The sequence below is a fragment of the Anabaena sp. FACHB-83 genome (assembly GCF_014697485.1).
GTDB lineage: Bacteria > Cyanobacteriota > Cyanobacteriia > Cyanobacteriales > Nostocaceae > Nostoc_B.
Genome location: NZ_JACJRY010000011.1, coordinates 20,622 through 39,713 on the forward strand (window position 1 = coordinate 20,622; position 19,092 = coordinate 39,713).

Consider the following 19,092-nt stretch of genomic DNA (forward strand, 5'->3'; position numbering starts at 1 on the left):
AAGTAGCTATGGAAGTTGAAATTTCAATTAATCCCTATTAGGGATTGAAACGAGTTTAGAGTTGGACTTACATTTACAAGGGAAAATGCTTCAAAATCCCCATTTCTAAGGGGGATTTAGGGGGATCAATATACGTGAAACTTTACATTAAATGAAGTATAACTCTAAAAATTTGCATTCCTAATTATTTTCTTCCCAATAATTAATTCCTTTTCATCTTTCATAATCAATTCAGTCTGATTAATTTTAACTATTTCATACTTTTCTGCCGTAAACAAAGAGATGAAAGTGATTAATATATCTGCCAAATTAATTTTATGTAATATTGGTAAACTGAAGTTAAACATAGATTGGGGCGCAGCTTTAACAATTAAAAATAATCTGCCATAATTGACATACCATACACCAGTAAATTTATCACCAGTGAATAATTCTTTAGGTTTAGCTAAAATATATGTCTGTGTTTTGGTTTGGGTATAAGTCATATCATCTTTAAACTCAATCGAAATTTTTTCCCACTCGCTGTTAATACGCCATTTACCAAAAAGTAAAAGTTCTATATCAATATCCGAAAGATTCATATTAATACCTTAATTCAATAATTTCTGACTTTATCGCCCATTGTTGTTACAAACTTTCACGCGAGTCAAAAACAGGTGCATTTGCCACACCAACCAAGAATCAACCCGCCAAGCACCCATTGATTTAGGTTCTAATGATAAATTTACAGATATACTAGCAGTATCTTGGTCGTAGTGTAACCATTTAACTGGTAGATGTCCCATTGGTGTATGCGGAGATAATTTAAAAGTTAGTTGCTCGTATTGTAACCATTTTCCATCTTTTCGCCACCCCAGGCGATCGCCTAATTTTTTTTCGGTTTCATAATCAACTTGTCCCCCAATTTCATCCCAAATACTTTGCTGAATACTAAAGCCGAAATAACCATGACTGTATTTTTGCCAAAGTTGATCAATGTTATAAAAAGCTTGACAAGAAAAATTCAAAACATCTTCTCGATAAACCTCATTCCAGTCACTCTTACCCATAACTTGCAACAATAATCTTGCTGTTTCAATATCTGCGTCTTGCCATTTAGACTCTGCTAGTAGACTTTGCAATTTACCATAATCAATGGTTGTCTTAACCTGCAATTCTGCTTGGCTAAACTTAATATCATCCTGCGCTACCTCTGGTAACTCGATTTTTTCTATTGGAATTTTTGCCTTAGTATGAATAAAATCTGTCTCTACTATCCCCAGTGCTTTTTTTTGGGCAATTAGTTGAGTAGACATATAATTAGATATTAAACAAATCGCTTGATTGACAGTGATTTCATCTTGACTGATATTAAAATCGTAAACTTGGCTATCTAATAATTGTGCTTGAAAAAAAGCATCTTGTAGCCTATCTTGCTTTTCGTAACTGGCTACTAATAAATTAAGAATATTATGAGAAATTGTATTACTATCTGGGAATTTTAATAAATTGACTTCAGAATTTAAATTACTACTGGCTAAATTTTGAATTTCTCCCACAGTTGCATAAAAATCTGCATCTACCTTTACCACCTCATCGATTAAAGACTGCAACGGACTAAAGTAATCTTGCAGGGAATTTTCCAGATTAATTGCTGTTTCCGCTATTTTGGCAATTTCTTGGCGAATTTTTGTCGCTCTGAATTGATATTCATAAATTTCTTGATATATTTCTATATCTTTCGCTATCTGTTGAATAGCTCGCTGCTGGTTTTTAGTATCTTCTCCTAAACATTTAATTCCCGCACTGAGCAATTGGACTTTTTCTAAAATCAAAAGATTAGTATTGCTTAATAATAAAGTAGATTTTAAATTTTCTTCCTTCTCCCATTTTAACTTTTCGAGAATTTGCAGATTATTACAATTTTTGGCTTCTAACTTATTTCTTTCTTCATTGATTTTTCTAATTTCGCCATATTTTTGGTTAAATAAATTCTTCCAATCATCAATAAATTTTAATAAAAATTCTTGATAACTATCTTTATAACTTTCTAAAAAATCTAAAAGTTGAGTATAGTCCCTAATTAATAATTTAACCTCTGCTAAAATCTCAGTTTGGCTAATTTCTTGTTTGCGTTTAATTAATCCCCACAAATAAGCATGAGATTTATAACCTTCTTTGATTAAGGTTTGACATTTTTGAATTTTTTTTTGAACCTTCTTTAACTTAGGATTTTTTAGAATCGGGAATTTATATTTTTTTTCATAAATCGTAATCGATTCATAAGTAATTAGTTGTTTTCGCTTTTTAGCTAACATCACAGATTCTAAAAAACATACCCATTGCGATACCTAAAGATTTTGGTCAACCAATCAGACAGAATTACTGGCCATAGCTGTTCTGCACAATTTCCAGACCAAACTATTCTTGCGAGATTCTACAAGCTCCATACCAATTTTTTCTAACAGTCGCTGAGAAGCTATATTATCGTGATCGCATCCAGCTGTTACACTTTGTATATGAGATTGAGAAAACGCCCAATCAATCACAGCTTTTGTCGCTTCTAATGCGTACCCACGTTGTCGATAAGAAGACGCTACATAATAGCCAATTTCTAGAGAACCAGTAGGTATACCTGCGCTATCAGGAATTACTTTCACCATAACGTGACCAATAAGCATGTTATCTGCTTGATGAATAATTAAACTTCCCCAACCCCATTCACGTTGAAAGGGATATTTGGATAAAATATCTGCAATCATCGAAAAATTATTACTAAACTCATCATCATGCCAATACCAATCAGGTAAAACTTTCACACCTAAAAATGATGCTAATTCGTCATTTCCTTTGATTGCTATTTGTGCTACCTCTAAGTTAAAGGGTACTAAATTTAATCTTTGAGTAATCAGTTGTTTCAACATATTTAATTCTGAATTTGTTGTTTGTATTTGCACTCAATTATCACGAAAGATTATCTTTAATCCAGCATCCATTTTAACACTTTTGGATCTTTGTTGTAGTAATATGTTTTGCCATCTTTAGCAGTTACAGACTTACCTTGGCTGGCTTTGCTTCTAATAGTAGCTAGAGAGTAGTCTGTTAATGTTTGCATTTCTTTGTGAGACAGTCCAGTAATTGTTGCTGTCACTGCTGATTCTCGTTGGATTTTAAATTCCTGTTTAGGCAAAACATCTAGAGTAATCAGTTCTGCTGCCGATAATCTACCACCCTCTTTTTCTCGGCGATAATCTGCTATGGAAATTAGTCGCCAAGTAGATTCTGCTGAAAGTTCCAAAACCCATTGATGATAGTTAAACAGACTTTCCCGATGTCCGACACTAATAAAAGTTGTTTTTGTTGCTTGTAATTGTTGATATAAATTACTTTCGTTCTTCAAATCTAAAGCACTTGTCGCTTCATCTAAAATTGTGAAACTTGGATGTGTAATTAATAATCTGGCAAAAGCTAGGCGTTGTTGTTCACCCAACGACAAGATATTTTCCCAAGGAACTTCCGTATCAAATCCCTTGACGCGAGTCAGCAAGTGTTGGAGGTTAACTTGTTCTAGGACTGCTTCGAGTTCGCGATCGCTCATTTTCCGATCTGTATGGGGATAAAGCAACTGTTCCCGCAAAGTCCCCAAGATAATATAAGGACGTTGGGGTAAAAACAAAACTTCTTGGAGTGGAGGACGCACCAAACGACCAGTTCCCGCATTCCACAAACCTGCGATCGCCCTTAACAAAGAACTCTTACCCCTACCACTAGGGCCAACAATCAATAACCCCTCTCCTGGTTGAACAGCAAGTGATAAATCTTTCACTATGACTTGCTCATAATTAGGAGTTTGTAAGGTCACATCTTCAAACGCAAAATGATTCTCTTCAACTGTTTTAATAATACTGACGTTCTCTGGTTGTTTGCTCACAGACTCTAGCGCCTCAGAAAACTCAGCTAACCGTTTTACATAACTAGAGAATCGGCTAGAAATTCCAAACTCAGATATTAATACCCCCAGAGAATTGGAAAACATGAAACAAGCTACACTAATTTGATTAATTTCTCCGTAATCAATTTGGTCTTGTAAAAATAAAGGAGTCAGAACTAAGGTCGAAAATACACCAATCGCTGACTGATATGCTCTAGCAAAAGCATCTTGTCCCCTTTCCCAACTCAACCTTTCTTCCGAACTTTTAATTACATTATTAAATCGACGCTGAATAATATTTATTTCTTCGGCTTCTCCCTGAAAAAAAGCTATTGATTCAGCATGATTCCGCACATGGGTCAAGCAATAAGCGAAGTCTGCTTTAAATTGAATTTCTTCCTGATTAATTGTATTCAGTTTTTGATTTAATAAAACGGCTATTAAATTCCCTACAATTGTATAAACAACCAAATAAATAGCAATTTGTCCAGAAATTGTAGCCAGAATTATCAAAGAACTTCCCATTTCTAGTGTTTTTTCTAGAAACAGCGTGGAAAATCTTAAACCATTGCTAGTAATAGGTTCTAGTTCTTTAGATAAGCGTTGATCTGGGTTATCTATATCAGATTTAAAATTTATTTTATAATAAGCTTGATTGCTCAAATATTTTGCCAAAATATTACTATTCAGCCATTGATACCAATCAAGAGCTATTTTTTTAGTCAAATACTTTGATAAAGTTACGATACAAACTGATAATAAAACGACTACACAAGATATCCACAAAGTCTCATTATATTTATCAAGATTTCTCTCTTCAATAACAATATCAATTACATAACGATTCCAATATGTACCTGCTGCATTTATGCTGGTCAGTCCAAATATTAATAATACTAAGAGAATCAGCATTCCCCAGGAACGAATTACTTCTGAAAATGCTCTTCCTGTTGTTTCTGTAGGATACCAATAAGGTTGAGCGAATATTCTAATATCTTGCCAAAATTGAATCAAACTAGAAAAAGAATTTGTATTATTTTGCTCACGCACAGATGAAGTTTGCATATTCTCAAAGTAAAATAAATCAGACATTCAGAAATGGCCTTTGAAGTATAAATTAAATTCAGAGGCCATTTTGTGATTTTAAAAATTGAAGATTTTTAACTCCCCATCAACTGTACTACGTTGTTGCTTCCTCCTCAACAATTTCGATAGTTTTTGGAGTCTCGCCCTCTGGAGTATCAGTCACAACTACTGGGTTCAGATGTTGTTTGAGTTTGGCTTTGAGTTCATCTGTAATTGGTAATTCATTGATTTCTTTGAGGAGAAATCTTACAGATTCAGTTTTGCTACGTTCTGTATATACGAGTTTGAGCAGGCTTTCAAGCCCATATCCAGCAGCAACTTCACCTACAGAACCTAGTAAACCCAGCAGACCTAGCCCACCTAACAAGCCCAAAGGCCCTCCCAAAGAAGAGAGTAAAGTTAGTGTCGCAGTCATACTACCACCTGAAGCCACAGTCGCCAGTACGAATAGTACACCAGAAAGACCTAATCCCGAAAGTTTTTTGACGAGTTCATCCATTGTATTTACCAACTATCCTTATATGGTGAAAAAATGACCGGTAAATTAATTAATAATTTCTCTCAATCCAGGAATTATTAATTAATCTTGCTCATACCAACAATAGATTACATAATTCATCAATTTGTTGGCTATATTCAGCAATTAATTGATGGGCTACAGCTTGTAGCTTACGAGTATTTGGAAGTTTGATATTATCTATTGCTTCTAGTTCCTCATCTAAAAATGGTTGAAATCGATAGTAAGAACTTCTAGCATCTTGATGGCTAGGTTCAAACAACCGTTCTAATTCTCCAGATACTACTTCACTATTACCATCAAGCACAATATTTAAAAGTGGTCTAGTCCATTGCAAGAGTCCCCAATTTTTGACTGAATTATGAGGATAAACACTCGTCAAAGAACCTGTACCTAAAGAAACTACTAAGATATCTTCTAGATTGAGGACTCTATTAGCTTCTTTTTTACTACTAATTTGTGCTTCAATAATAGCTAGATGGGCTGGATTATTAGCAAAAACTCCACCGTCAATTAAAGTGTAAAAGCCACTAATATTGTGAGAAGTCGGAATCCGATGGGGAGCAAAATAAGTGGGAGTAGCACTAGTAGCTAATGCTACATCTAACAGCGAAAAACCTCCACACAAATTGCGAAATTTTTGAGATTCTATTTGTTCTTTGTGGTGCTGATTAGTAAAGAATATAGGAACTCGCTTTTCAATGTCGTAGCTAGTTACAAAAACTTCTTTCAGATTATTTTCTAGAGATGCAGTACCAAAATATTGTCTTAAAATTTCTTCTTTGCTGTTTGAAGGATATTTTGGTTGAAGAAATATATCTTCTATTGGCCCTAATATTCTTTCAAAAAATGGTTCATAAAATATTTCTACACCATACTCAAGAAAGAGTTGCAGTAAATCCTCAGCCGTGTATTCAGCAGATAATTCTTCAGATTCAGATGCTTTAGAAGTTAGTCGAGGTTGTGTGAGTCCGAGGGCTAAAATTCCTCCACTAGAAGTACCAGCAATTAAATCAAACAAACTAAATATCGGTTTTTGTGTCCGCCTTTCAATTTCTGCTAACAAAAGTGCTGGAATAATCCCCCGAATACCACCTCCATCAATAGACAGTATTTTATATTTGGATTTGGCTGTAGTTTCCATAGTTTCTGTTACTTGGTTTTCAATTAATGTTGCTACCTCTGCGGGTTGAACATTATCTTCAACTTCACTTTGACTAGTAGATTCTGGTATTGGTTCGGTAATTTGTAGCGGGAGAGTTACTAAATTGAGTAGAATATCTGAATCTTGATTATTAGTTGGTGTTGCTTCTTCTTGATTAGTTAAAGAGACTGTTGCTGCTAATAAATTTGTCGTGATTGGTGAAATCTCTTCTTCTGTCGTAGTGATTATTTCATCTTGTGGCGATGATTGATTTGCCAAGGGGATTTGTGCCACATCCCAACTAGGATTCCCACGTAAATTTCCTTGGTGGTCAGTGACAGTTTGACTTTTGACAGTCTTTCCTTCACCTTCATCTAATTTCCAATAAGCAACTAATCCTGGTTCATCCCCTGCTATTAACCCACAACGATGAACTTGGATTTGTTCTGAGGTGCAAGGATAATTCCAGACACTAATATTAGCTAATTGTCCAGCAAAATATACACGTTTATGTAATGTTGCACCAAGAGTTAAAGGACTGGTTGCTTTATTTAAAGCTGTACCTCTTAGAGAATCAGTATATTGTTGTTTATCTAGATAGATTGTGAGTTGCCCACTATTAAAAACAATAGCAAAAAAATGCCATACTCCTATCGTTAACTCTCCTTGTCCAAAGGTTTTAATCCCCTTAGTCACAGTTTCATCAATGTAAATATCTAGGCTTCCTGCTTCACTAATACCAAATTCAAAATTATCACTGTATCGTTCTGAAGAACGAGCTAAAAATACATTGCGAGTTCCGTAGCTAGTGGCTTTATTGGTTAATTTATGAGGGTTTAGCCAGCCTGAAACTGTGAAGGCGGAACTTCCTTGTGCAAAAACACCACCAAGATCATTTCTGCCAAAATCTATATAATCATCTACGCCATCAAATGTTAAAACTGTTTGCGTCTTGATCACAGCATTTTAATCCTCCAAAAAAATAAAGCTTAATTAATAAAGTTTAAGTTTAAGAAATTTTATATATAGGACTCATATTTGATTTGGGAAAAAAATTAGTACATTCAGATCAGGCTTCTTTCCTACTCCCGACTCCCCATTCCCTATTCCCGACCTACACAAATAAATTCAGAAATCAAACCGGATTCCTATATGTAATTTTATAAATAAGTCTAAGCGATGGTTAATATCCCTTCTTGAATTAAACGGCATACTAAGTTTAATTTGCTATTATCAATCAGACCTGGTAAAGCCCTGATGGGGAACTCTTCGGAATCTACAATGAAACGAATGGCTCGTTCTGATCTATTTGATTCCATAACAGTGTTACCTGCAAATTGAATACCAACCTGACTAATGGTTTTTATAACACGATATATACCTTTTCTTTTTTTAACAATTGTATCTAAGGTGAGATTTTCAATATTTTGGAGTTGGTAGAAATGCTCGTTTGCTAGTGGAGACATTTTACCTAAAAATCTTGTAGCAATTTCTTCAATTGCTAACTCAGCTTCTGATTTGTCTGCAAGAGTTTGCAGGAGTTCTTGAAATTGCTCTTGTAATGAAACTTTAGCTTCGCCCTGCTGCAAAAATCCTACTGGTAGTGACTCTCGGAAACGAACGTCTTTTTGAGTTAATAAAGTCACAGCACTATTAATCAAATCAAACCATTTGAATGAATAGATACCAATTGTTAAATGTAGAGAAGGAGATTCTGTCGTGAATACTTCATGAATATAGCCACGAGGTATATATAATAAATCACCAGCATTGAGGCAAAATTCCGCTACAGGCGATTTTAGTTGATTTTTAAATTTATCCTGATACTTTAGGTCAGAAACAAGCGGCAAAGCGATAGGGGAATCATAAATACGCCAGTTTTTTGAGCCTTCAACTTGCAAGATAAACACATCATGATCATCAAAGTGAGGCGGAAAACCCTGCGAATTCTTTGGTGACATATACAGGTTAATCTTCGTCGGATGATTGAAGAAAACTTCTAAATTTCTATGCAGGGTTGATATTGGCTGCCAACGCTCATTAATTCCCCCGACTATCACCGTATAACCAAGAGCATAGGCTTTGTAGAAGTGATTGAGTTCAACATCATCATTATGACTGAAACAAGACCCTTCCTTGACTAGTCGAGTGTTGCCAAGATCAGATCCGTGAGCTTGAATAATGGAGTCAACATCTTTAGTTGAAAGAAGTTCAGAATAGTAATCTTGCTCACTGCGAGAAACCAGACAAGGGCGTTTTTCCCAATATTGAGTCAAGAAAGTGCTTGAGTCTATTGGATGAAGCATTCTTTCAAAATCAAAGTCAGATGTTGACATCATTTAATTCCTCTAGAAAAGTTGCATCGACTAATAATTTCTTGCTGTGTTTTTAACGGTGTACTAATCAGTTACAACCTCAGAAAAAAGGAAAAATCTTTTAACAGTTTGATTACTTTTGAGTGAGTAAAATTTCGGCGATCGCCTGAGAAATGGGATAATGAGGTGAATATACCTCCATCCAGAAAAATTCCCCAACTGGGTTAACTTCGAGGAATACATAGCGGTTGTCAGGGGTAACGATAATATCAATCGCTCCATAGTTTAAGCCAAACTCAGCCATCAAGGTGAGTAGCTTTTTCTCAATATCTTCGGGTAAGTTGTAGGGTTGCCAATTTTTAACTAAGGCTTTACCTTCTTTACGCCAATCAAAGGTAGAACCTTCTAAGCTTTGTGAATCGACTGCGGCGGTGAATACCCGATGCCCCACAATAGTTGTCCGCAACTCCAATGCTTTGGGTACGTTTTCTTGAAAAGTCATCGGACAAAAACGTAGTCCTTCCATATCCTCCAAATCATCTTCGGTCATTGGAGTGGTAAACACAACGTTCTCTCGCCCTTGCTCATCATAAATTGCAAAGGAAGACAGCATTTTGGTGACAATACCTTGGGGACATTCTTTGGCAAATTGTTTGACGGCTGTGGGATTATTTGTAGTCAGGGTACGCGGAGTTAAAAGCCCGATTTTCTGGGCAGTTTGCAATTGTAATTGCTTATTATTTGCCCGATCTACATTGAACATTTTATCTAAATGAAATCCGCCAAGGCTGGCAATCATACCTCTGACAGTGACGCGACATTCCTGAATGGAAGCATCTCTGTATTGCTTGTCCATTGAATTGGGGATTTGATGCCCATAGCGCATCCGCCGATACCAAACGGCCGAAACTTCGCTTAAATCAAGCTGTTGTTCACCATCGGTAATGATGACTCTTTCCGTATCACCAGAGTAAATATCTAGCTTGACTTCAGTGGGAAATCTATCTGTATCAAACCGAAATGCTTTTTCGCCTCTAGCTTCTATTTCTTTGATAACTAAAGGAATGCTTTCGTTGTCGTTGCTAAAGGTAACTATTAATGCTGTCATAAAAAGTGTGAAGTATGAAGTGTAAAATTTTGCTACGGTAACCCTAAATTATCCACAAACATATCTATCCTTTGTCTGGGTTGTTTGCATATCAGATAGGATTGCTATATGTTATTTGTCGGTTTGCAACAGTGCATCGGCGATCGCATTGGCAATGGGCAAGTCTAAATCTTTCTCTAGCATTCCCCACTCACCGACAGGGTTGATTTCCAAAAACACGTATTCGCCTGATGGGGTGAGGATAAAATCAAACGAGCCAAACAATAGCCCTAACCTGCCCATAAAAGTTTGGAGACGAATAACTACTTCATCAGGAAGTTCATGATGTTGCCATGCACCTATTTCTATACCGGGTTTACGCCAATCAGCTTTGGCTGCTGCATACACATCTGCATTCAACGCCCCAACAAAGACTTCGCCATTCACATACACCACCCGTAATTCCTGCTGCTTGGAGATTTGCTCTTGAAAAATCATTGGGCAGTAGCGCAGCGACTCCGCATCTTGTAAGTCTTCTTCTTTGACAACGCTGGTATACAGAAAGAACGAAGAGGTAGCCTGCATACTGTGAGAAAGTGCAGTTAACAGCTTGCTCACCATTTTGCCGTTAACTTGCCCAAAAAACTCTCTAGCGGCTTCGGCTTTGTTGGTAACAAGGGTTTGAGGAATTACAAAACCTACTTCTGAGGCGATTCGCAGTTGACGCAGCTTGTTGTTGGCATAATCTATCCGTTCTAGATTATCTACCCAACGAGCTTGTTTAAGGCTATCCCAAAAACCATTTAAAGTTGCTTTTGATTCGTTAATACAAGCTTCGCGGAACTTAGGCGCTAATTCTGGACTGAGGTTTGGTTCCCAAATTCGGCGTAACCATACTGCTTGCACCTGTTCTGTGCTGATCAATTGGTTGTCATATTCTATTGTGTGGTAGCTTTTAGACTGCTCAAAATGTGCGGTTAATTGTAGTTCTAAAGGAAATTTGTCAGTATCTAGACGAAATGGTTGCGCCCCTTTTCTGGCTAAGGCTTCTGCGACTCTATCTATTGTGAAGAAATCTCCACTGTGGGTAATTAATAAAACAACATCACCAGACAATTGCATAATATTATCTATGTTGTAAAAATCTAAAAAAGCTTTGCTGATAATCCCAACTTCTTGAAGAAGTCGGGTTAATAAATGCGATCGCCTGCTCGACAGTTTTAGTTATTAAAGGTTTATCTCTCTTCCCAATCAGAAGGCCACTTCAAAGTCCAGATTGGAATAGGTTGGGGTTCTTCTTCAGATGGTTTAGGCGGCTCTTCATCATATTGCGCTTCTAAGAAATAGGCAAAGAAAGGTACTGCTTTTAGGGTTGCGGCTTCGTTTATGCTTGCAGACATGATATTATTCCTCAATATTGGTTTTTATCCAGGGGCAGCAGTTAATTAATCACTGCTACTCCCTTCACTTCAGTTCAAGCTAACTGGATTTAAAAATCTTCCCAATCAGAAGGGTACTTTAGGGTGGAAGGCCAAGGAGAATTATCTGCTTGTTGAGCAACTTGCTCTTCTAAGAAACGAGCAAAGAAAGGTACTGCTTCTACGTTTGTTGGTTTGTTTGTGTTGGTAGACATGGTATTATTCCTTGATATTGGTTTTTATCAAGGGGCAGCAGTTAATCAATCACTGCTACCCCCTTTACTTCAGTTCAAGCTAACTGGATTTAATAATCTTCCCAATCAGAAGGCCACTTTTTAGTGTCAGCCCAAGGAGAATTATCTGCTTGTTGAGCAACTTGCTCTTCTAAGAAACGAGCAAAGAAGGGTACTGTTTCTAAGTTTGCTGGTTTGTTTGTGTTGGTAGACATAGTATTATTCCTTGATATTGGTTTTTATCTAGGGGCAGCAGTTAATTAATCACTGCTACTCCTTTCACTTCAGTTCAAGCTAACTGGATTTAAAAATCTTCCCAATCAGAAGGCCACTTGAGAGTTGTAGGAAAAGGAGCATTATCTGCTTGTTGAGCAACTTGCTCTTCTAAGAAACGAGCAAAGAAGGGTACTGCTTCTACGTTTGCTGCTTTGTTTGTGTTGGTAGACATGGTATTATTCCTTGATATTGGTTTTTATTCAGGGGCAGCAGTTAATCAATCACTGCTACCCCCTTCACTTCAGTTCAAACTAACTGGATTTAATAATCTTCCCAATCAGAAGGATACTTGAGAGTTTGTGGGCGAGGAGTATTATCTGCTTGTTGAGAGACTTGCTCTTCTAAGAAACGAGCAAAGAAGGGTACTGCTTCTACGTTTGCTGCTTTGTTTGTGTTGGTAGACATGGTATTATTCCTTGATGTTGATTTTTATTCAGGGGCAGCAGTTAATTAATCACTGCTACTCCTTTCACTTGAGTTCAAACTAACTCGATTTAATAATCTTCCCAATCAGAAGGATACTTGAGAGTTTGTGGGCGAGGAGTATTATCTGCTTGTTGAGAGACTTGCTCTTCTAAGAAACGAGCAAAGAAAGGTACTGCTTCTACGTTTGCTGCTTTGTTTGTGTTGGTAGACATAGTATTATTCCTTGATGTTGGTTTTTATCCAGGGTTAGCAATTATTAATCATGTAATCAATCACTGCCACTCCCTTGACTTCAGATTTTAGAAAATTACTAAGTATCTTCTGAATCTGAAGGAAACTTGAAAGTCCAAGGCCAAGAAGGAGTTTCTCCTTCTGCGGTTTGTTCTTCCAAGAAACGTGCAAAGAATGGTACCAGTCCGACATTCACATTTTTAATTGTGTTTGTAGACATGGTGCTTTCCTTGAAGGAAATTATTTTTGCAATTAAATGTATACCAGTAATTTAATATCTATGCAAGGACAGTTAAGACAGTTAAGAATTAAGTTTGTAAAGACAGTTAAGACAGTTAAGACAGTTAAGCAAAAATCTGTTAACAATTAGTAATATTTAGTCATTCACAAAAAACTATATTAGTCAAAAATTGATTGCTTTTAATCAAGCATAAGAATATTAAATGTTTATTTTGGTTAGGACTTACGCATAAAAACGAAAAATCAAGGGTTTTGGCAAGGGTGTAGGGGTATAGGGGAGCCACTGGCGTGTGTATGTATCTAAAACCCTTACGCCACAAACCCTTACACCCAATCTTCATAGACAATCTTGGTGCGTAAGTCCTGCTGATCAAGATAAAGTAGCAAAGGCTATAATGAAAAATTACAATCAATAATTGTGTTTAGCGTTGCACAGATGCAGGAAACCAAAATTAAAAGATGGATGTTTCAAGCCTTTGCAATTGTAGCAATCTTCAATGATTGACAAACATCTCTCTTCCTTGTCTCCCTTTTTTTTGCTATATTCTCAAGTCAGATGCGATCGCACTAAAATTCATTTCATTAATCAGCAATGTCTGATTTTACAGGTGTCAGTGTAGCAAACTGAATAGTGCGAAGCTGATAGCTTTCAAAAAATGGTTGCTCTGTGGAATTTGACTCTGGTGTTGTAGTAGGCTGATAAACCACAAGTTCATAATGTAGCTTGTTATCTTGTAGTTGACATTGTGTACTCAGTAGCAGGTTTTTAACTCTAAATTGACTGTAGAGTTTTTCTCCTAACCACCAAGTATCAATGATAGTTCCATCTTTTTCATCAATGGCAAAGTGTCCAGCATCTTGATTTTTAGCAACTAATTCATAGTTACGTACCAGCTTTTTACTTCCTGTTCCATAGGTGATTTGCCAAGTGTAGCGGATGGGATCTTGCGAGATGAGTTTAATCCGCAGCTTCATAGGTACAGTTTGAGATTTGCCGGATACAGTGCGATCGTATAATGTACCACTCCATGTACCTTGCCAAGTCTGAGGAAAAGAGTTACTTGACAGTGCAGCAGTTGGTAGATTACTGATACTGAGAAATGTCAAAAGTGACATCAATAGTCCAACAAAAAAGCTGCGTTTTAGCATAAACTAAACTATTCCATGATGGCTAAACCTATTTTAATAAACTGAACATATATTTACTCTTTTTGAAACTATCTCTTAAGTTAGTAATTTTGGTGTAACTATCGTTACTGTAAATACATATCAAAGCAACAACTTAGACTGGTGTAGGTTGGGTGGAGGAAGCTAACCCAACATTCTCAAGATTTTGTTGGGTTACGCTATCGCTACACCCAACCTACTATAGGAATACTTCTCAAAGAAGTCAGGTATCTTGTTGTATACAACCAATCTTCAAAGTATTAACCTGAATTTCTGTCTTTAGACGTAGTGATATTTTCTCATTGTTGGCTTGAAATAATCATTATATTTACCAATGACGAAATTTTACTGATTTTAGAGAATAAAACACAACAATATCTTGTTTAAATCTTAAAAAATGTTTACTTACATCAGCAAGTTTAAGCATCCGGCAAAAAATATTGCAGTTAATAAAAATTTATTGATTGATATCTTTTTGGGGATAATTAAGCGTCACGATAAACAGCAGCATACTTCACAAAAAAGCTGTAAAAAAAGTTTGAGAGTAGCAGTAGAGAAGCTACATCATCAAATATTAGATATCAGATTGCAGGGAATTGCTGAACTCGGAGCATTAGCTAATTATCATAAACAAGATAACTGGGAAATTATGGAGTTTCTCACGGCTTTTGTGCGGCAAAACTCTGATTACAAAACAAACCAGGAAGTTAAAAGTCAGTCATCACCCAAAATTGCCCCAGATATTCAGGCTGCATTGCAAGTAATCACAACAACATACACCCCAAAATCTCTAGCATCAGAACAACTTGACTTGAGTTATACAGACTTACGCGGAGCAAATCTCAGTGGTGGAAACCTTGCAGGTGTGAATTTCTACCAAGCTAATTTATCAGGAGCGAATCTGGCGGGGGCAAATCTCAGTGGTGCAATTCTTTGTGCTGCTAACTTATCCCAGGCTAACTTAGTTGGTGCGAACCTCACAGAAGCAATTGTCAGTGCGGCTAACTTAGTGGGTGCAAATCTCGCCCAAGCAAATTTAGTCAAAGCGAACTTTTATCTCGCTAATTTGTCTGAAACTAATCTGCAAGATGCCATACTTGAGGGTGCTAATTTCCGAGAAGCAAAATTTTCCGGATAAACACAATTCACACTGAATATAGAACAGATTCTGCAATATTATTATTAGTTTCTGACAGTACAAGTCTAAGTAGTGACACTGAACCACGGTGGAAAACTACTCGATTTTCCGCAAATATTCAAGATAATCTCTGGGGTTGTCACAATATCATTACAAAGACAATTTAAAACATCAAAGTCATATCAATAAAAATCCGTAATTTCCTATTCAAATCTTGAGCGAAATGTTATACTCATCCCAATATCTAAGTAATAATTCTGTAGTGTGAGGAATCTTATTCCTATGTCTGCAAATAAGACAGACAAAATGTTGCGTTGGTTGATAGGTACAACAGTTGTATTGGCGCTGGGGCTGAATATAATTGTTTTCGCTGCCTCCAGTAAAAAAGATTTATCAATTTCGCAGCAAATACAATACAGAACGCAAGCATTAACAACAACTGCGATTATGTTTTTAGGCTTGGCAGTGATGATTAATGCCTATTATGCAGGTAAACGGGCCGAGGCAATGCAAAAAAATGCGATCGCCTCCGAAAAAAATGTCGAAGTAAATCTGCAAAATACGCAAATCTCCCAAGACAGATTGATTGCAGATAGATTTATGGCTGCTATTACGCAGCTTGGTCATGAAAGAATTGAAACGCGCATCGGTGCAATTTATGTTTTAGAACGCATTGCCCAGGATTTTCCTAAAGAACACTGGACAATTATGGAAATTCTGGCGGCGTTTGTACGGGAGAATACAGGCATTCCCACAGAAGGCGAACTCTTTAAAGAAGAAGATGCACAGCCAATATACTGGGGTAAACCCAAAAGTCGGGTACTGGCAACCAAACAAAATAGTGAAGCCGCACCCAAAATTCGCCGGGATGTCCAAGCCGCTCTGACAATCATTGGTAGACGTAATTCCCTATTAGAGTTAGAAAGTCAAAAATTAGATTTACGCAATATAGATATCCGGCGAGCAGATTTACTCGGCGCTAATTTAGAAAGAGCAGATTTACGCGGTTCTGACCTTTCTGGTGCAGATTTACGCGGTGCTAACCTTTCGGGAGTTAACCTCAACAGTGCCAAATTGGTACGCTCCATTCTCTACGAAACCAATTTACAAAAAGCCAACCTGCGGCAAGCCAACTTACAAGGGGCAACCTTGAATCGTGCCAATTTACAAGGGGCAAACTTGCGTGCAGTTAACCTGCAAAATGCAAGTCTGCGTACAGCCAACTTACAAGGAGCAAACCTGTATAAAGCGAATTTACAACAGGCAACCTTGAAAGTTGCTAACCTCGCGGGTGCAAAATTGTTTCTGGCTAATTTACAAGGGGCAAAGCTGGGTAAAGCTAACTTGCATTTAGCAGGATTAATTGGTGCGAACTTACAAGGAGCCAACTTAAATGGCGCTAACTTATCTGGGGCAAATTTAAATGCTGCCAAACTCCAGCAAACAGAAGTCTTTTTTGCTAACCTCACCGAAGCCAGTTTGACAGAAGCTGATTTATATCAAGCTAACCTGATGGGTGCGAACTTGAATCGGGCAGTTTTGTATGAAGCGAATTTATCAAAAGCCAACCTCATCGGCGCGAATTTATTCGGCACAAATTTGTGTGATGTCAAACTAGAAGGTGCAATTCTCACAGGGGTGAAAAACTTAGACTCACAACAGATTGGCATGGCAGTAGGCGATCGCACAACCCGGCTACCTGATGATCTTGAACACCCTAGCCACTGGCGACAGTCGAGTTAAGAGGCAAGGGTGCAGGGTGTGTTTTCAAACTCTGTGATCCCCCCAACCCCCTTTTTAAGGGGGATTTAGGGGGATCGAAATATGTGCAACTTCACATTAAATTGGTATAACTTCTAGTCTCTATTCTTAAGTCAGTGATTTATGAGAAAATCTTAAAACCAAACATAAAACACTCTTTCCCCTACTCCCCAACTCCCCATCATCACGACAGAGGTAATACCACCATTGGAGAAACTCTTAAAAATCTCAAAAATTATTGATACTTGTACTGAATTTATCGGTCGATGTACCAGTTGGCTGGTGCTAGTCATGGTCATCCTGGGAGTATGGAACGTTGTTGGGCGATATGTAGGGCGGTTGATTGGCAGTAACCTCACATCCAACGCTTATATCGAAGCCCAGTGGTATATTTTTGATTTAGTTTTTTTGTTGGGTGCAGCTTACACCTTAAAGCATAACGAACACGTCCGCGTAGATATTTTTTATAGTAATTGGCAACGTCGGCGCAAAGCTATTGCAGATTTATTAGGTACGATATTTTTCCTAATTCCTTTCTGTGTGATGGTCATCATTTTTTCCTGGGATACCATCATTGCTTCTTGGCAAATTCAGGAAAATTCCCCTGATCCTGGTGGTTTACCCCGCTACCCAATCAAAGCAATGATTATTGTCTCCTTTATATTGCTGATTTTTCAGGGAATTTCCCAAGCAATTAAAAACTGGGCAATTATCCAAGGCAGACTAGCAACAGAGGAGGAACAACGTGACACTGGCTTATGAATGGCTAGGGCCGCTGATGTTTGCGGGTGCTTTGGTATTGTTATCTCTGGGCTATCCCGTGGCATTTTCCCTGGGTGGTGTGGCTATTGTTTTTGGTTTATTGGGCATTAGTTTGGGTGTGTTTGACCCGATATTTCTCACCGCTATGCCCCAGCGAATTTTCGGGATTATGGCTAATTACACCCTGTTAGCGATTCCTTACTTTATTTTTCTGGGGTCAATGCTAGAAAAATCTGGCATTGCGGAACGGCTGTTAGAAACAATGGGGATTTTGTTGGGACGGTTGCGGGGTGGACTGGCCTTAGCGGTGGTGCTAGTGGGAGCGTTGCTGGCTGCAACTACTGGTGTTGTAGCAGCCACGGTGGTAGCGATGGGTTTGATTTCGCTGCCAATTATGCTGCGCTATGGATATAACAAACAATTAGCCACAGGTGTGATTGCGGCTTCAGGTACTTTAGGGCAAATTATCCCGCCGAGTGTGGTTTTGGTCGTTTTAGGCGACCAACTTGGTGTGTCTGTAGGTGATTTATTTATTGGCTCGGTGATTCCCGGCTTGATGATGGCTAGTGCCTTTGCGCTGCATGTGCTGATTGTGGCATTTTTAAAACCAGATGCCGCACCCGCTTTGCCTGCGGAAGTCCGAGAAATCGGCGGTAAAGCCTTGGGGAGAAGGGTAATTCAGGTTATGTTGCCGCCTTTGGTAGTAATTTTACTAGTGCTAGGGAGTATATTTTTTGGCATTGCTACGCCTACAGAAGCAGGTGCAGTTGGTTGTGTCGGTGCGATCGCTTTAGCAGCAGCCAATGGTCAACTAACCTTAACATCTCTGCGTCAAGTATGTGATACTACTTTACGAATCACCAGTATGGTGATTTTCATTTTGTTTGGTTCGACAGCTTTCAGCTTAGTATTCCGAGGATTAAATGGCGATCAATTTATGTTTGATGTCCTCGCCAATCTTCCTGGTGGGAAAGTCGGCTTTTTAGCCGTCAGTATGATTGTGGTGTTTATCCTCGGTTTCTTTATCGACTTTTTTGAAATTGCCTTTATCGTCATACCTTTATTTGTGCCTGTTGCCCAGCAATTAGGCATTGATTTAGTTTGGTATGGTGTAGTACTAGGGGCAAATCTGCAAACGTCCTTTTTAACACCACCTTTTGGTTTTGCTTTGTTTTATCTGCGTGGTGTTGCACCTCCAGAAGTAACCACATCTGATATTTATCGTGGTGTCATACCGTTTATTCTGCTGCAATTATTAGTTGTGTTGTTAATTATTGTCTTCCCGCAGATTGTCAGTTTCTTACCTTCTTTGGGAAGTTAATACAGCAAAGTGCTGATTATGTGTAGGGTGTGTTAGGCGTAAGCCTTAACGCACCGAAAA

Annotated in this window: 21 protein-coding genes and 1 CRISPR repeat array (1 of these 22 cut by a window edge); of the genes, 4 read left to right on the plus strand and 17 right to left on the minus strand. The window is 37.8% G+C overall.

Annotation, left to right across the window (positions count from 1 at the left end):
* Positions 1–51: direct repeats of the CRISPR family, unit length 37 nt; unit sequence GTTGAAATTTCAATTAATCCCTATTAGGGATTGAAAC; it begins 1,217 nt to the left of the window's first position.
* Between the two features lie 113 nt (positions 52–164).
* From H6G79_RS15095 to H6G79_RS15175, 17 genes are all read right to left on the minus strand, one after another.
* A complete protein-coding gene (locus tag H6G79_RS15095) occupies positions 165–581 on the minus strand; it encodes a hypothetical protein (protein WP_190590148.1) in 417 nt (138 codons plus the stop codon).
* 30 nt (positions 582–611) lie between these two features.
* Positions 612–2,297, minus strand: a complete 1,686-nt coding sequence (locus H6G79_RS15100; protein ID WP_190590147.1) for a GUN4 domain-containing protein — start codon at positions 2,295–2,297, stop codon at positions 612–614.
* 54 nt (positions 2,298–2,351) lie between these two features.
* Positions 2,352–2,903 (minus strand): GNAT family N-acetyltransferase, encoded by a 552-nt coding sequence (locus H6G79_RS15105; RefSeq protein WP_190590146.1) that lies wholly within the window; start codon positions 2,901–2,903, stop codon positions 2,352–2,354.
* A gap of 56 nt (positions 2,904–2,959) precedes the next feature.
* Entirely contained in the window at positions 2,960–4,975 is a 2,016-nt protein-coding gene (locus tag H6G79_RS15110) for an ABC transporter ATP-binding protein/permease (protein ID WP_190590145.1), read from the minus strand.
* 115 nt (positions 4,976–5,090) lie between these two features.
* Positions 5,091–5,495, minus strand: coding sequence for a hypothetical protein (locus H6G79_RS15115; RefSeq protein ID WP_190590144.1), 405 nt, complete (start codon positions 5,493–5,495; stop codon positions 5,091–5,093).
* Between the two features lie 91 nt (positions 5,496–5,586).
* On the minus strand, positions 5,587–7,617 hold the full coding sequence (locus H6G79_RS15120) for a patatin-like phospholipase family protein (protein ID WP_190590143.1): 2,031 nt from the start codon (positions 7,615–7,617) through the stop codon (positions 5,587–5,589).
* 212 nt (positions 7,618–7,829) lie between these two features.
* The gene (locus H6G79_RS15125; protein ID WP_199331473.1) at positions 7,830–8,996 is read right to left on the minus strand and encodes a cupin domain-containing protein; all 1,167 of its coding nucleotides are present in this window, start codon (positions 8,994–8,996) and stop codon (positions 7,830–7,832) included.
* A 109-nt stretch (positions 8,997–9,105) separates the two neighbouring features.
* Positions 9,106–10,080: an MvdD family ATP-grasp ribosomal peptide maturase gene (locus tag H6G79_RS15130; RefSeq protein WP_190590142.1), complete on the minus strand. Its 975-nt coding sequence runs from the start codon at positions 10,078–10,080 to the stop codon at positions 9,106–9,108.
* A 111-nt stretch (positions 10,081–10,191) separates the two neighbouring features.
* Positions 10,192–11,181 (minus strand): MvdC family ATP-grasp ribosomal peptide maturase, encoded by a 990-nt coding sequence (locus tag H6G79_RS15135; protein ID WP_190590141.1) that lies wholly within the window; start codon positions 11,179–11,181, stop codon positions 10,192–10,194.
* Between the two features lie 113 nt (positions 11,182–11,294).
* The gene (locus H6G79_RS15140; protein ID WP_190590140.1) at positions 11,295–11,459 is read right to left on the minus strand and encodes a microviridin/marinostatin family tricyclic proteinase inhibitor; all 165 of its coding nucleotides are present in this window, start codon (positions 11,457–11,459) and stop codon (positions 11,295–11,297) included.
* Between the two features lie 89 nt (positions 11,460–11,548).
* Complete coding sequence (locus H6G79_RS15145) at positions 11,549–11,692, minus strand: microviridin/marinostatin family tricyclic proteinase inhibitor (protein ID WP_190590139.1); 144 nt, start codon at positions 11,690–11,692, stop codon at positions 11,549–11,551.
* Positions 11,693–11,781: 89 nt separating this feature from the next.
* Complete coding sequence (locus tag H6G79_RS15150) at positions 11,782–11,925, minus strand: microviridin/marinostatin family tricyclic proteinase inhibitor (RefSeq protein WP_190590138.1); 144 nt, start codon at positions 11,923–11,925, stop codon at positions 11,782–11,784.
* 89 nt (positions 11,926–12,014) lie between these two features.
* Positions 12,015–12,158, minus strand: coding sequence for a microviridin/marinostatin family tricyclic proteinase inhibitor (locus H6G79_RS15155; protein WP_190590137.1), 144 nt, complete (start codon positions 12,156–12,158; stop codon positions 12,015–12,017).
* Positions 12,159–12,247: 89 nt separating this feature from the next.
* Positions 12,248–12,391: a microviridin/marinostatin family tricyclic proteinase inhibitor gene (locus H6G79_RS15160; protein WP_190590136.1), complete on the minus strand. Its 144-nt coding sequence runs from the start codon at positions 12,389–12,391 to the stop codon at positions 12,248–12,250.
* An 89-nt stretch (positions 12,392–12,480) separates the two neighbouring features.
* Positions 12,481–12,624, minus strand: a complete 144-nt coding sequence (locus tag H6G79_RS15165; protein ID WP_190590136.1) for a microviridin/marinostatin family tricyclic proteinase inhibitor — start codon at positions 12,622–12,624, stop codon at positions 12,481–12,483.
* Between the two features lie 98 nt (positions 12,625–12,722).
* Positions 12,723–12,863, minus strand: a complete 141-nt coding sequence (locus tag H6G79_RS15170; RefSeq protein WP_190590135.1) for a microviridin/marinostatin family tricyclic proteinase inhibitor — start codon at positions 12,861–12,863, stop codon at positions 12,723–12,725.
* A gap of 602 nt (positions 12,864–13,465) precedes the next feature.
* Positions 13,466–14,032, minus strand: coding sequence for a hypothetical protein (locus H6G79_RS15175; protein WP_190590134.1), 567 nt, complete (start codon positions 14,030–14,032; stop codon positions 13,466–13,468).
* A 415-nt stretch (positions 14,033–14,447) separates the two neighbouring features.
* Here H6G79_RS15175 and H6G79_RS15180 point away from each other — a divergent pair, with 415 nt between their 5' ends.
* From H6G79_RS15180 to H6G79_RS15195, 4 genes are all read left to right on the plus strand, one after another.
* Positions 14,448–15,188 (plus strand): pentapeptide repeat-containing protein, encoded by a 741-nt coding sequence (locus H6G79_RS15180; RefSeq protein ID WP_190590133.1) that lies wholly within the window; start codon positions 14,448–14,450, stop codon positions 15,186–15,188.
* Between the two features lie 282 nt (positions 15,189–15,470).
* Positions 15,471–16,931 carry a pentapeptide repeat-containing protein gene (locus H6G79_RS15185; protein ID WP_190590132.1) on the plus strand — a complete coding sequence of 487 codons (1,461 nt, stop codon included), beginning with the start codon at positions 15,471–15,473 and terminating at the stop codon, positions 16,929–16,931.
* 225 nt (positions 16,932–17,156) lie between these two features.
* On the plus strand, positions 17,157–17,711 hold the full coding sequence (locus H6G79_RS15190; RefSeq protein ID WP_190590131.1) for a TRAP transporter small permease subunit: 555 nt from the start codon (positions 17,157–17,159) through the stop codon (positions 17,709–17,711).
* Positions 17,695–19,032 carry a TRAP transporter large permease subunit gene (locus tag H6G79_RS15195; protein WP_190590130.1) on the plus strand — a complete coding sequence of 446 codons (1,338 nt, stop codon included), beginning with the start codon at positions 17,695–17,697 and terminating at the stop codon, positions 19,030–19,032. The genes H6G79_RS15190 and H6G79_RS15195 overlap by 17 nt, the downstream gene beginning before the upstream one ends.
* The last annotated feature ends 60 nt before the right edge of the window (positions 19,033–19,092 follow it).

Excerpts from the sequence above, each read along its gene's own strand:
- H6G79_RS15095 (WP_190590148.1), bottom strand. The coding sequence starts at position 581 with ATGAATCTTTCGGATATTGATATAGAACTTTTACTTTTTGGTAAATGG.
- H6G79_RS15100 (WP_190590147.1), bottom strand. The coding sequence starts at position 2,297 with ATGTTAGCTAAAAAGCGAAAACAACTAATTACTTATGAATCGATTACG.
- H6G79_RS15105 (WP_190590146.1), bottom strand. The coding sequence starts at position 2,903 with ATGTTGAAACAACTGATTACTCAAAGATTAAATTTAGTACCCTTTAAC.
- H6G79_RS15110 (WP_190590145.1), bottom strand. The coding sequence starts at position 4,975 with ATGCAAACTTCATCTGTGCGTGAGCAAAATAATACAAATTCTTTTTCT.
- H6G79_RS15115 (WP_190590144.1), bottom strand. The coding sequence starts at position 5,495 with ATGGATGAACTCGTCAAAAAACTTTCGGGATTAGGTCTTTCTGGTGTA.
- H6G79_RS15125 (WP_199331473.1), bottom strand. The coding sequence starts at position 8,996 with ATGATGTCAACATCTGACTTTGATTTTGAAAGAATGCTTCATCCAATA.
- H6G79_RS15130 (WP_190590142.1), bottom strand. The coding sequence starts at position 10,080 with ATGACAGCATTAATAGTTACCTTTAGCAACGACAACGAAAGCATTCCT.
- H6G79_RS15135 (WP_190590141.1), bottom strand. The coding sequence starts at position 11,181 with ATGCAATTGTCTGGTGATGTTGTTTTATTAATTACCCACAGTGGAGAT.
- H6G79_RS15140 (WP_190590140.1), bottom strand. The coding sequence starts at position 11,459 with ATGTCTGCAAGCATAAACGAAGCCGCAACCCTAAAAGCAGTACCTTTC.
- H6G79_RS15145 (WP_190590139.1), bottom strand. The coding sequence starts at position 11,692 with ATGTCTACCAACACAAACAAACCAACAAACGTAGAAGCAGTACCTTTC.
- H6G79_RS15150 (WP_190590138.1), bottom strand. The coding sequence starts at position 11,925 with ATGTCTACCAACACAAACAAACCAGCAAACTTAGAAACAGTACCCTTC.
- H6G79_RS15155 (WP_190590137.1), bottom strand. The coding sequence starts at position 12,158 with ATGTCTACCAACACAAACAAAGCAGCAAACGTAGAAGCAGTACCCTTC.
- H6G79_RS15160 (WP_190590136.1), bottom strand. The coding sequence starts at position 12,391 with ATGTCTACCAACACAAACAAAGCAGCAAACGTAGAAGCAGTACCCTTC.
- H6G79_RS15165 (WP_190590136.1), bottom strand. The coding sequence starts at position 12,624 with ATGTCTACCAACACAAACAAAGCAGCAAACGTAGAAGCAGTACCTTTC.
- H6G79_RS15170 (WP_190590135.1), bottom strand. The coding sequence starts at position 12,863 with ATGTCTACAAACACAATTAAAAATGTGAATGTCGGACTGGTACCATTC.
- H6G79_RS15175 (WP_190590134.1), bottom strand. The coding sequence starts at position 14,032 with ATGCTAAAACGCAGCTTTTTTGTTGGACTATTGATGTCACTTTTGACA.
- H6G79_RS15180 (WP_190590133.1), top strand. The coding sequence starts at position 14,448 with ATGTTTACTTACATCAGCAAGTTTAAGCATCCGGCAAAAAATATTGCA.
- H6G79_RS15185 (WP_190590132.1), top strand. The coding sequence starts at position 15,471 with ATGTCTGCAAATAAGACAGACAAAATGTTGCGTTGGTTGATAGGTACA.